We start from the raw sequence: 11,694 nt of genomic DNA on the forward strand, positions 1-11,694 counted from the left end.
CACGTCGGTGCCGTCGGTGATGACGGTGCGGAAGCGCGCCCTTCTACGACTTGATCGGATTGGTGTGGCCGGTGGCCGCCTCCGCGGGGCGGGCCACGACGACCCGGCTCGCGAGCAGCAGCAGGACGGGGTGAGCACGGCGACGAGGCGCCTGCGGACCATGACGCAACCTCCTGGCGGGGAAGGATTGTTAGCGTTCACATTCCGAGCGACAGTTTCGGATCTTCCGGCCGAGACGGGGGTGCCCGATTGTTAACGCGCACATCGACAGTCGTCAAGCCCCCGTGAATGACCTTTCAGCCGATCAACCTACTTGATCACTAGGTTATGGTGGCGGCATGCGCTCCCCTCGGCTCGGCTACACACTGCTGCTCGTCGTCGCGCTCGCCGCATGCGCACCGGCGGACGAACCCGACCCCCAGGCCTCCGGCGCCGGCTGCGCACCCGGCGGCCTCAAGACGCTCACGGCCGGCAAGCTGACGTTCGGCACCGACGATCCGGTGTATCCGCCCTGGTTCGTGGAGAACAAGCCGGACAACGGCCAGGGCTTCGAGGGCGCCGTCGCGCTCGCCGTCGCCACGAAGCTCGGCTACACCAAGGAGAACGTCGTCTGGGTGCGGGTGCCGTTCAACACCGCCATCGCGCCGGGCGCCAAGACGTACGACATCGACATCAACGAGTTCTCCATCACCGACGAACGCAAGCAGGCGGTCGACTTCTCCGCGCCCTACTACGACGTGACGCAGGCGGTGGTCGCCCTGAAATCCTCACGCGTCGCCGGCGCGAAGAGCATCGCCGACCTGCGCGGCGCGAAGCTCGGCGCCCAGGTCGGCACGACCAGCCTCAAAGCGATCAACGAATCGGTGCAGCCGACGGCCGCACCCCAGGTCTACAACAACAACGACGACGCCAAGCAGGCACTGCAGAACGGCTCCATCGACGGGCTCGTGGTGGACCTGCCCACGGCGTTCTACATCACCTCGGCGGAACTCGACAACGGCCTGATCGTCGGGCAGCTGCCGCAACCGTCGGGGACGCCGGAGCAGTTCGGTCTGGTGCTGGACAAGGGATCCGCGCTGACCGCGTGCGTCTCCCAGGCGGTCATCGCGCTCAGGGGCGACGGCACGCTCGCCGGCCTGGAGAAGCAGTGGCTCGCCGGGGTCAGCGGCGCGCCCGTGCTCTCGTGAGCCTCACCCCCGGACCCGACGGGTACACGCCGAGCGCGCGGCAGCGCGAGCGGATCGCCTACCGGCGGCGGCAGAGCGTGCGGTCCGTGGCGATCGCCGCCGTCTCGACGCTCGTGCTCGGCGTGGCGCTGATGCTCGGCGTCACCGGTTCGCCCGGCTGGCAACGGGTGCGGGAGAGCTTCCTCGACGCCTCCGTCGCCCGCGCGGCGCTGCCGAGTGTCCTCAGTGGACTGTGGCTGAACCTGCGGCTGCTCGTGTTCTGCGCCGTCGGCGCGCTGGCGCTCGGGCTCGGCATCGCGCTGCTGCGCACGTTGCGGCCGGCGGTGTTCTTCCCGCTGCGGGCGCTGGCCACCTCGTACACGTACGTCTTCCGGGGTGCGCCGCTCATCATCGTGCTGTACGTGATGACGTTCGGGGTGCCGGGGCTGCGCCTGTCGGGAACGCCGTCCGTGCTGGTGCTCGGCGGCATCGCGCTCGTCCTCGTCTACGGCGCCTATCTCGCCGAGGTGTTCCGCGCCGGGATCGAGTCGGTGCACCCGTCGCAGTGGGCGGCGGCGCGTTCGCTCGGCCTCACGTACCGGCAGACGCTGCGCCACGTGGTGCTGCCGCAGGCCGTTCGGCGGGTCGCGCCGCCGATGCTCAACGACCTCGTGGCGATGCAGAAGGACGTCGGGCTCATCTCGCTCGCCGGGCCGGTCGACGCGATCCGCGCCGCGCAGATCGTCACCGCCGAGACCTACGACTTCACGCCGTACATCGTGGCCGGTGTGCTCTTCGTGCTGCTGGCCGTCCCGCTGGTCGCGATCACCGACCGGATCACCGTGCGCGCCGCGCGCCGGCAAGGAGCCGTATGACCCCCGTTCTGGCGTGCGACTCCGTGCGCAAGGTCTTCCATGGGAACGTCGTGCTGGACGACGTGTCGCTCACCGTCGACGAGGGCGAGGCGGTGGTGCTGATCGGCGCCTCCGGCTCCGGCAAGTCCACGCTGCTGCGCTGCGTCAACCTCCTGGAGACGGTCGACGACGGCACCATCCACCTCGACGGCCGGGACATCACCGACCCGCGGGTGAACGCCGACGAGGTGCGCCGGAACATCGGCGTCGTCTTCCAGTCCTACAACCTGTTCCCGCACCTGACCGTGCTCGACAACATCACGCTGGCGCTGCGCCGGGTGCACAAGCGGCGGCGCCGCGACGCCGAACAGCACGCCCGCCGGGTTCTCGACCAGGTCGGCCTCGCCGACCGGGCGGGCGCCTACCCGGACCGGCTCTCCGGCGGGCAGCAGCAGCGGGTCGCGATCGCCCGCGCGCTGGCGAGCTACCCCCGGCTGCTGCTGCTCGACGAGGTGACCTCGGCCCTCGACCCGGAACTCGTCGGCGAGGTGCTCGCGCTCGTCCACGAACTGAAGGGCATGGGCATCACGATGGTGATCGCCACGCACGAGATGGGCTTCGCCCGCGAGGTCGCCGACCGGGTCTGCTTCCTCGACGCGGGCCGGATCCTGGAGTCCGGCCCGCCCGCCGAGCTGTTCGACGCGCCGCGCGAGGAACGCACGCGCCGCTTCCTGGCCCGCGTCAGCGCGCGGGGCTGAGCAGTTCCTCGAAGCCGACGTTGCGGTAGAACTCCCGCCGGACCCGATCCCCGATGCGGAACACCTCCTCGGCGCCGTCCTGCGCGGGGTCGACGTAGACCCGGAACGGGCGGCTCCCCTTCGGCAGCCCGACCAGGCGCACGATCTGCCGGGCGACCTCCTGCGGGTCGGCGTCCTCGGGCGACAGCGCGGCCTGCCGGGCGAGCAGCGTGTCCATCATGCCCGGGGTCGCCGTCTCGTACGCGTCGCGGGTCGCCTCGTCGTCGGGGTGCCCGGCGTGCGCGTAGTGATTGGTGCCGGTGGTGAACGACCCCGGGACGACGATGCACGAGTCGATCCCGAACGGCGCCACCTCGGCGGCGTAGCTGACCGCGAGCGCGTCCATCGCCGCCTTCGCCGCGAAGTACGGCCCCAGGTAGGGCGGCGTTCCGCCGCGCGAGCTGCTCGACCCGACCCACACCAGCAGCCCGTCGCGCTGGGCGCGCAGGTGCGGCAGCGCCGCCCGGTTGACCCGTTGCGTGGAGAGCACGTTGGTGTCGTAGACCGACGCGAGCTGCCCCACGGTGAACGACTCCACGGGGCCCAGCGTCATGTGGCCCGCGTTGTGCACGACGACGTCCAGCCGCCCCGCCTCGTCGACGATCCGCGCGATCGCACCGTCTACAGAGGACTGTTGCGACACGTCCAGCTCCACGGTGCGCGCCGTGTCGGCGTACTCCTCGAACTCCTTGGCGGCCGCGGCGTTGCGTCCGTCGGTCTCGCGCATCCCCGCGTACACGGCGTGCCCGGCGTCGGCGAGCGCCCGCGCCGTCATCGCACCGAACCCGCTCGACGCCCCGGTGACCACGATAATTTTTCTCACGCCACACCGCCGTTGCTGTAGATGACCTGGCCGTTGATCCAGCGCGCCGGCCCGGCGAGGAACGCCACGGTCTCGGCGACGTCCGCCGGCTGCCCCAGCCGCTCCAGCGGCGGCGCCTTCGCCGCCTGCGCGACCGTCTCCTCGTCCTTGCCCTGCAGGTACAGCGGCGTCGCCGTCGGGCCGGGCGCCACCGCGTTGACGGTGACGTCGCGCCCGCGCAGTTCCTTGGCGAGGATGAGCGTCATCGCCTCGACCGCGCCCTTGGTGGCGGCGTACGCGGCGTACGTCGGCGGGGCCAGCCGCACGACCGAGGTGGAGAAGTTGACGAGTGCGCCGCCGGGGCGCAGCCGCCGCACGGCCTGCTGGCTGACCAGGAACGTGCCGCGCACGTTCGTGCGGTGCATGCGGTCGAAGTCGTCGACGTCGAACTCGGCGAGCGGCTTCAGGATCATGATGCCGGCGGTGTTCACCACCACGTCGACGCCGCCGAACTGGCGTTCCGTCTCGGTGAACAGGGTCTCGACCTGCTGGGCGTCGGCGACGTCGGCCTGTGCCGCGAACGCCGAACCGCCCTGGTCCGTGATGGCCTTGACGACCTCGTCGGCGCGGGCGGCGTTGCCGGCGTAGTGCACCGTCACGCTCATGCCGTCCGCCGCGAGACGTTCGGCCACCGCGCGTCCGATCCCACCGGAGCCACCGGTGACGATGGCGACGCGTGTGTCGGGCATGTCCTACCTCCTTCAAGATCTACTGGAGGCGTAGGTACCCGCGCGCCGGACGGGTCATGTCCCCGGTATTGCGCGATCCGCGCGGCGCATTGCGCTCGGCGTCATCCCGTACTCCTTGCGGAACGCCGCCGCGAACTGGCCGGCGCTGCGGTAGCCGCACTCCCCCGCGACGCGGGCGACGTCGAGACCGGTGGTGCGCAACAGTTCCGCGCCGGTGCGCAGGCGCATCCGCCGCAGGTAACGGTACGGCGTGAGCCCCGTCGTCGCCGCGAACACCCGGATGAAGTGGAACTTGCTGACGTTCGCCACGGCGGCGAGTTCGTCGATCGACACGTCGCCGGACAGATGCGCCCGCATGTACTCGTCGATCCGGGCCACCTCGTGCCGGCCGAGCGTGGCGGTCGCCGCCCCGGCTTCCGGGGGTGGTCGCAGGGCCAGATGCGCCACCAGTGCCCGCGCGACCGAGTCGGCGTAGAGCGCCGGGGCCGATCCGTCCAGCGCCCGCGCCATCGCCCACGCCCCCGCGGTGACGAACTCGTCGTGCACCGTCAGCGCGTCCGGAAAGACCGGTCGCTCCACAGTGGACGGATCGAGGCGCAGATGCACCGACCGCATCGGTGCCGCCCCGCCGGAACGCCACCGCAGCACACTCTCGTTGCCGGGAGCCGTCGCGCCCACCGAGCCCGCCCGGTACGCCGCGCCGCGCCAGGTGTTCCCGTGCCGGCTCTCGATGCGGTACCGGCCGGCGGTCACGAGCACCAGCAGCAGCCGCCGGTCCGGCCCGGTCCGGAACGCCTCCGCCGCCGGCGGGTCCGCGTAGGAGGACGCGTCGACGGTGCGCCACCCGAGTCCGGCGCTGTCGGCGAGCAACCGCGACGGCAGTCCCTCCATCCGCCGACCGTACCGCCTAGGCGGTCATGCCCGACCCGTGCCGGTCAGAACTGCAGGTGCGTCACCAGTGCTGCACGATGTTCCGCCGCCCGTCGCACGTATCGGCCCGCAGCTTCGGTGATGCCGGCCCGTTCCTCCGCGGTCAGCGACCGGACGACCCGGCCGGGCGCGCCGAGCACGAGGGAGCCGGGCGGCACCTCGGTCCCCTCGACGATCAGCGCGCCGGCACCGACGACGGAACCGGCACCGATCCGGGCGTGGTTCATCACCACCGACCCCATCCCGATGAGCACGTCGTCCGCCACGACGGCGCCGTGCAGGACGACCCGGTGCCCGACCGTCACGCGGGCACCGACGACCAGCGGGGCGCCCGGGTCGGCGTGCAGCACGCTGCCGTCCTGGATGTTGGTCTCCGCCCCGACGGTGATCGGCGCGGTGTCCCCCCGGACGACGGTCGCGTACCAGATCCCGGCCCGCGCGCCGATCGTCACGTCGCCGACGACAACGGCACCCGGCGCGACGAACGCCGCCGGATCGATCTTCGGGCGGCGATCGCCGAGGCGCAGCAGCAGCGGGCCGTTCTCCACGTTCGAACCTCCGTCATATGCGATAGCAAATTCCTAAGCCATGCTTGACCGCGATGCTATAGCAAAACTAGCGTGGCGCTCACGGCCGTGCCCCTCGCGGAACGCACCTTCCGGGAAAGGACGATCCCATGAGCGCCGCTCAGTACAACCTGGCGACCCTGCTGGAACACTCCGCCGAGGAGTTCCCCGAACGCGACGCCGTCGTCATGCCGCGGCCGGACGGACAGCGCACCCGGCTGGACTACCGGACGCTCGACGCGCACGCCGCCACGGTCGCCAACCTCCTGCGGAACCGCGGCATCGGCCGGGGCGACCGGGTGGCACTCAGCTGCCCCAACCTGCCGTACTTCACGATCGTCTACTTCGGCATCCTCAAGACGGGTGCGGCGGTCGTGCCGCTGAACGTTCTGCTCAAGGGCACGGAGATCGCGTACCACCTGCGCGACTCCGGCGCGAAGGCGTACTTCTGCTTCGAGGGCACGCCGGAGCTGCCGATGAGCGCCTACGGCCACGAGGGCTTCCGCGCGGCGCAGCGGTGCGAACAGTTCTTCGTCATCACCGCCGACCCCACGGCCGCGTCACCGATCGAGGGCGCCGAAACCCTGGCACAGGCGATGAACGGACAGCCGCCGGCGTTCGAGACGGTCGCGACCGACGAGGACGACACGGCGGTCGTGCTCTACACCTCGGGCACCACCGGGCAGCCCAAGGGTGCCGAACTGAGGCACCGCAACATGCGCGACAACGCGCTGACGAGCGGGACGCTGCTCGGCGCCGACCCGTCCGACCCCGACACGTACCTCTGCGTCCTGCCGCTGTTCCACTCGTTCGGGCAGACCGTGTGCCAGAACGGCGCGCTCGCCCACGGCGGGACCATCGTGATGCTTCCCCGCTTCGAGCCGCGTTCGGCCACGTACCTGATGCTCGACGAGAAGGTCACCTTCTTCGCCGGCGTTCCGACGATGTACTGGGCACTGCTCGGTGTGCTCGACGAACTGCTGCCCGAGCGCGCCGCCGACCTCGAGGCCCTCGTCCGGCGGCTGCGCATGGCGGTCTCCGGCGGTTCCGCGCTGCCCGTGGAGGTGCACCGCGAGTTCGAGCGCCGCGTCGGCGTCACCGTCCTCGAGGGCTACGGACTGTCGGAGACCTCGCCGATCGCGTCGTTCTCCCGGCGCGGCGAACCGGCGCGACCCGGCTCCATCGGCGTGCCGATTCCCGGCGTCGAGATGAAACTCGTGACGCCGCAGGGCAAGGAGATCGAGGGTCCCGACGAGGTCGGCGAGATCGCGATCCGCGGTCACAACGTCATGAAGGGCTACCTGGGACGCCCCGACGCGACGGCCGAGGTGCTCGACGCGGACGGCTGGTTCCGCACCGGTGATCTGGCCCGCCGCGACGCCGACGGCTGGTACTTCATCGTCGACCGCGCCAAGGAAATGATCATTCGCGGCGGCTTCAACGTCTACCCGCGGGAGGTCGAGGAGGCGTTGCAGGCCCATCCCGACGTGTCGCTGTGCGCGGTGATCGGCGTGGCGCACCGGACCCACGGCCAGGAGATCAAGGCGCACGTGATCCCGGTGGCCGGTGCGACGCTCACCGCCGAGGAGCTCATCGACTGGGCGCGCGAACGGATGGCGGCCTACAAGTACCCGCGCATCGTCGAACTCGTCGACTCCCTCCCGATGACCGCGACCGGAAAGATACTCAAGCGCCGACTCAGCTGAACGGCGACGATCCGCAGCACGGCGGACCGTCGCCGCAGGGCCTCTAGAGCTTCGACACCACCACGTTGTCGAACGCCGCCGCCGCGTCGAAGACCCGCACGCCCGTGGCGCCGGAGGTGTTCGACGTGTCCGTGACGCTGATCCGCAGGGTGTCGTTGACGTACACCCGGATCGCGGAACCGACGGCCTCGACCCGCAGCCGGTACGTCACCCCGGCGGTCACGGTCAGCGCCGCGGAACCGAGCTGGGTCCAGTTGTTCGCCGCCTTGCCGAGAATCACCCGGCCCTGCGTGGTGATTCCGGCGTAGTAGCCCCTGTACGCGTCGGTGCCGGTCGCCGGGCTCGTCGCGCGGAACACCACACCGGCGTCGCCGCGCCCGCTCGTGACGCTCACGTCGGCGTCGAGGCGCACGTTGCCGAAGTTGGTGTCCTGCAACGACTTCCCGCCGTAGGAGGCACCGGTGCGGTACTTCCCGCCGGAGGCCGACCAGGACCCGCCGAACGTGCGCCAGCCGACCGCGTTGTTGTCCTCGAAGTTGTCCTTCACGAGCATCGTCACCGGCTTGATGGTGCCGTCGGCGTTGAACGTCATCCGGTCGTAGGCGACCATCCGGTCGTTCGCCCCGTTGAGGCTCAACGGCCGCCGGTGGTAGACGATGTACCAGATGTCGGTGCCCGGCACGTTGATGACGGAGTTGTGCCCGGATCCCTTCGCCACGGCCGGATCCTGCGCCAGCACCCGCCCGATCCGCGTGAACGGCCCGGTCGGCGAGTCGCTGATCGCGTACGCCACCGCGTAGTTGGGGCCGGTCCAGCCGTCCTCCGACCACATGAAGTAGTACTTGCCGTTGCGTTTGAACATCTGCGAACCCTCGGTGTAGTTCGCCGGCGTGATCTCCTTGAACTGGCTGCCGTCGGCGAACGTGCCGAGGCTGGTCATGTCGGCGTTGAGCCGCACCACGTTGGCGTGGCCCCAGCCGCCGTAGTACATGTACGCCTGGCCGTCGTCGTCGATGAACACGTCCTGGTCGATCGGCTGGGCGCCGTTGACGAAGCGGCCGATGAGCGGCCTGCCGATCGCGTCCCGGTACGGGCCCTCGGGACGGTCCGCGACCGCCACGCCGATCCCGCCGAGCTGGCTGTCGGACTGGATGTCATTGGCGCCGAAGTACAGGTAGTACTTCCCGTTGCGGGCAACGGGTGCGGGCGCCCACAGCGCGCGGGTCGCCCACGAGATGTCGGCGGTCGTGAGGACGTTCGGGTGACGGGTCCAGTTCACCAGATCGGTGGAGGAGAAGGCGTCCAGGTAGGTCTGCTGGTCGTACGGTTTCGAGGATGTCGGGTAGACCCAGTAGGTGCCGTTGTAGATGACGGAATCGGGGTCGGCGTACCAACCGTCCACAATGGGGTTTCCGGCCTCGGCGGTGGGGAAGTCCGGCACGGCGGTCGTGGACGGGGGCGCTCCGGTGAGGACGGTCGCGGCGATGACGGCGGACACGAAGGCGTGGGCAACACCCATGTGCGGTCTCCTCCAACGGGTTTCCTTGCGGCGAAGTCCGACCGTATCGCAAAAGATCTATGAGCTTCAATCTTTCACGGGCTCGTGGTGGACCCGACCGTTGCCTCCCGGGCTGCACCGCTGGGCCCTTCGGGCCTACGCTGCCACGTTCGCGTGCGGTCGCGGCGCCTCCGGCGGCCGGATCCCCACCGGCGTCGCCGGTAGTGTCGGACCGTGGTGAAGGGTCTGCTGCTCGACTTCTACGGGACCGTGGTGGAGGACGACGACAGTGTCGTGGAGGCCGTTGCCGCACGGGTGGCCGCTTCCGCCGCCGCTTCCGTGACGGCCGTCGAGGTCGCCGACGCGTGGATGCGGCGGTACGCGGAGGTCGCCGAGGGGCCGCCGTTCCGGACGTTGCGGGTGAGCGTGGTGCGCAGCCTCGCCGACGTGATGCGCGACGTCGGCTGTGCGGGCGACGCGGCGGCGCTGCACGCGGAGCACCTCGCGAGGCGGGGCACGCTGCCGCTGCGGCCGGGCAGCCGGGCGTTCCTGGAACGGGTGACGGTGCCGGTGTGCGTGGTCTCCGACGCGGACCGGTCCGTCCTCGACGCGGCGATCGCGCGGCACGGGCTGGCGTTCGCGGCGGTGGTCGCCAGTGAGGACGTCGGCGCGTACAAGCCGGCGCGGGTCATGTTCGAACGGGCGTTGGGTCTGCTCGGGCTGCGGGCCGACGAGGTGGTACACGTCGGCGACTCGCTGCGCACCGACGTGGCCGGCGCGCGGGCCGCCGGGATCCGCGCGATCTGGGTCAACCGCCGCGGCGCGGCCGCCCCGCCCGGCGTGGAGCAGATCCCCGACCTCAGCGCCCTCGCGTGCCGACGGCGACGGCGTTGACCGTGACGATGACGGCGGTGCCCAGCCAGACGTTCGGCGCCGGGGTCTGGTGCAGGACCAGGAGACCCGCCAGAGCGGCGAGCACGGGGTGGACGCTCATCAGGACGCCGAAGAGGCGCTTCGGGACCCGACGCAGCATCACGACGTCCGCGGCGTACGGGACCGCCGAGCTGAGCACACCCGCCGCCACGGCGTAGAGGAGCGCGCTGCCGTTCGGGCGGCCGTGCAGCACCAGGAACACCGCCACGGGCACGTACAGCAGGGCGGAGACCGACGTGCCGACCGCCGGCGCCTGGAGGCCGGGCAGCCGCGCGCCGACGAGGCCGTTCAGGACGATGGAGGCGGCCCAGCAGCACGCCGCCGTCAACGCGAGGGCCACGCCGAGCAGGTCGCTGGACGGGCCGGGCAGCACGAGCACGTACACGCCGGCGCCGGCGGCCAGCGCGCAGCACAGGTCCCGGCGGGTACGCGAGCCGCCCAGCGCCACCGCGAGCGGGCCGAGGAACTCAAGCGTCACCGCGAGCGCCAGCCCGATGCGGTCGATCGCGGTGTACAGGGTGAGGTTCATCGTCGCGAAGACCAGCCCCAGCGCCAGCGTCGGCCACCACTGGCCCCAGGTGAAGCGGCGCACGTCCGGCCGCGCCACCGGCAACAGCACCGCCGCCGCGACGAACTGCCGCACCGCCACCACCCCGGCCGTCCCGATCGTCGGGAACGCCAGCGCGCCGAGCGCCGCACCGACCTGGTTGCTGGCGCCGCTGCCGAACAGCGTGGCCACGCCGGCCGCCAGAGACCCACCCTGCTTCATGCGTCGAGCATCCGGCCCGCGCCGCCCGGTCCGGAAATGCGCGCGCCGCGCTACTTATACGCTGGCCGCATGGATGTGGAGGTGCGGCACCTGCGGGCGCTCGTGGCGGTGGTCGACGCGGGAACGTTCACCGACGCGGCCGCCGCGCTGGGCGTCTCGCAGGCCGCCGTCTCCCGGGCCGTCGCGGCGCTCGAGAGCACGCTCGGCGCCCGCGTCCTGGAACGTTCGACCCGGCACGTGGCCCTCACCGGCACCGGGACCCGCGTGCTCACCCACGCCCGCCGCGTCCTGGACGAACTGGCGCACCTGCGCCGCACGGTCGAGGACGCCCGGGGCGAACTGCGCGTCGGCTACGCGTTCGCCGCGCTGGGAAAGCACACCCGCCGGCTGCAGAAGCGGTGGGCCGCCGCGCACCCCGGCACGCCGCTGGTCTTCACGCACGCCAACACGGAGACGGCCGGCCTGAGCGAGGGTACCGCCGACGTGGCCGTGCTCCGCAAACCGTTGCGCGACAGGCGTTTCGCGGTAGCGGCCGTCGGGACGGAGGCCCGCTACGCGGCCGTGGCGACGGACAGCGCGGTGGCGCGAAGGCGTTCCCTCAAAATAGCGGAACTGGCGCGGTATCCGATCGCGATCGACGAACGCGGCGGGTCGACCACGCCGGGGCTCTGGGAGGGCCCGATCCGGACCCGCGCCACCCACAGCGTCGACGAGTGGCTCACGCTCATCGCCGCCGGCCAGGCGGTCGGCGTGACGGCGGAGGCGACCGCGAACCAGAATCCGCGACCCGGCGTCGCCTACCGGGTGCTGCGCGACGCGCCGCGCATCGAGGTGAGCCTCGCGTGGTGGCGCGACGATCCGCCGCCGCACCTCGACGAGCTCATCGGCGTCGTGCGCGAGCTCTACGCGGCGCGGCGCTGACCG

General features: G+C 71.4%; 12 protein-coding genes. 6 read left to right on the top strand and 6 right to left on the bottom strand.

Features of this window, described 5'->3' with window-relative positions; all coding sequences use genetic code 11:
* Nucleotides 1-338: 338 nt before the first annotated feature.
* From Val02_RS14550 to Val02_RS14560, 3 genes are read left to right on the top strand one after another with little or no spacing between them, the layout of a single operon-like run.
* Nucleotides 339-1,187, top strand: a complete 849-nt coding sequence (locus tag Val02_RS14550; protein ID WP_203899579.1) for an ABC transporter substrate-binding protein — start codon at nucleotides 339-341, stop codon at nucleotides 1,185-1,187.
* Nucleotides 1,184-2,041 (top strand): amino acid ABC transporter permease, encoded by an 858-nt coding sequence (locus tag Val02_RS14555; RefSeq protein WP_239152906.1) that lies wholly within the window; start codon nucleotides 1,184-1,186, stop codon nucleotides 2,039-2,041. The genes Val02_RS14550 and Val02_RS14555 overlap by 4 nt, the downstream gene beginning before the upstream one ends.
* Nucleotides 2,038-2,778, top strand: a complete 741-nt coding sequence (locus tag Val02_RS14560; protein WP_203899580.1) for an amino acid ABC transporter ATP-binding protein — start codon at nucleotides 2,038-2,040, stop codon at nucleotides 2,776-2,778. The genes Val02_RS14555 and Val02_RS14560 overlap by 4 nt, the downstream gene beginning before the upstream one ends.
* Here Val02_RS14560 and Val02_RS14565 read toward each other — a convergent pair.
* From Val02_RS14565 to Val02_RS14580, 4 genes are read right to left on the bottom strand one after another with little or no spacing between them, the layout of a single operon-like run.
* On the bottom strand, nucleotides 2,762-3,640 hold the full coding sequence (locus Val02_RS14565) for an SDR family oxidoreductase (RefSeq protein WP_239152908.1): 879 nt from the start codon (nucleotides 3,638-3,640) through the stop codon (nucleotides 2,762-2,764). The genes Val02_RS14560 and Val02_RS14565 overlap by 17 nt on opposite strands.
* Nucleotides 3,637-4,368, bottom strand: coding sequence for an SDR family oxidoreductase (locus tag Val02_RS14570; protein ID WP_203899581.1), 732 nt, complete (start codon nucleotides 4,366-4,368; stop codon nucleotides 3,637-3,639). Before Val02_RS14570 ends, Val02_RS14565 begins: the two co-directional genes overlap by 4 nt.
* A gap of 54 nt (nucleotides 4,369-4,422) precedes the next feature.
* Complete coding sequence (locus Val02_RS14575) at nucleotides 4,423-5,259, bottom strand: helix-turn-helix domain-containing protein (RefSeq protein ID WP_203899582.1); 837 nt, start codon at nucleotides 5,257-5,259, stop codon at nucleotides 4,423-4,425.
* Between the two features lie 44 nt (nucleotides 5,260-5,303).
* Complete coding sequence (locus Val02_RS14580; protein WP_203899583.1) at nucleotides 5,304-5,846, bottom strand: gamma carbonic anhydrase family protein; 543 nt, start codon at nucleotides 5,844-5,846, stop codon at nucleotides 5,304-5,306.
* A gap of 128 nt (nucleotides 5,847-5,974) precedes the next feature.
* Between Val02_RS14580 and Val02_RS14585 the strand changes: the two genes are divergently transcribed.
* Nucleotides 5,975-7,570 (top strand): long-chain-fatty-acid--CoA ligase, encoded by a 1,596-nt coding sequence (locus Val02_RS14585; RefSeq protein ID WP_203899584.1) that lies wholly within the window; start codon nucleotides 5,975-5,977, stop codon nucleotides 7,568-7,570.
* 43 nt (nucleotides 7,571-7,613) lie between these two features.
* On the opposite strand, the gene Val02_RS14590 is transcribed toward Val02_RS14585, so the two are convergent.
* A complete protein-coding gene (locus Val02_RS14590) occupies nucleotides 7,614-9,089 on the bottom strand; it encodes a family 43 glycosylhydrolase (RefSeq protein WP_203899585.1) in 1,476 nt (491 codons plus the stop codon).
* Nucleotides 9,090-9,302: 213 nt separating this feature from the next.
* Here Val02_RS14590 and Val02_RS14595 point away from each other — a divergent pair, with 213 nt between their 5' ends.
* The gene (locus Val02_RS14595) at nucleotides 9,303-9,962 is read left to right on the top strand and encodes an HAD family hydrolase (protein WP_203899586.1); all 660 of its coding nucleotides are present in this window, start codon (nucleotides 9,303-9,305) and stop codon (nucleotides 9,960-9,962) included.
* Here the strand turns inward: Val02_RS14595 and Val02_RS14600 are convergent.
* Complete coding sequence (locus Val02_RS14600) at nucleotides 9,928-10,770, bottom strand: EamA family transporter (protein WP_203899587.1); 843 nt, start codon at nucleotides 10,768-10,770, stop codon at nucleotides 9,928-9,930. The two genes, Val02_RS14595 and Val02_RS14600, sit on opposite strands and share 35 nt — an antisense overlap.
* Before the next feature lie 69 nt (nucleotides 10,771-10,839).
* On the opposite strand from Val02_RS14600, the gene Val02_RS14605 reads away from it, so the two are divergent.
* Entirely contained in the window at nucleotides 10,840-11,691 is an 852-nt protein-coding gene (locus Val02_RS14605; protein ID WP_203899588.1) for a LysR family transcriptional regulator, read from the top strand.
* The last annotated feature ends 3 nt before the right edge of the window (nucleotides 11,692-11,694 follow it).

The organism is Virgisporangium aliadipatigenens, assembly GCF_016863615.1.
Lineage (GTDB): Bacteria > Actinomycetota > Actinomycetes > Mycobacteriales > Micromonosporaceae > Virgisporangium > Virgisporangium aliadipatigenens.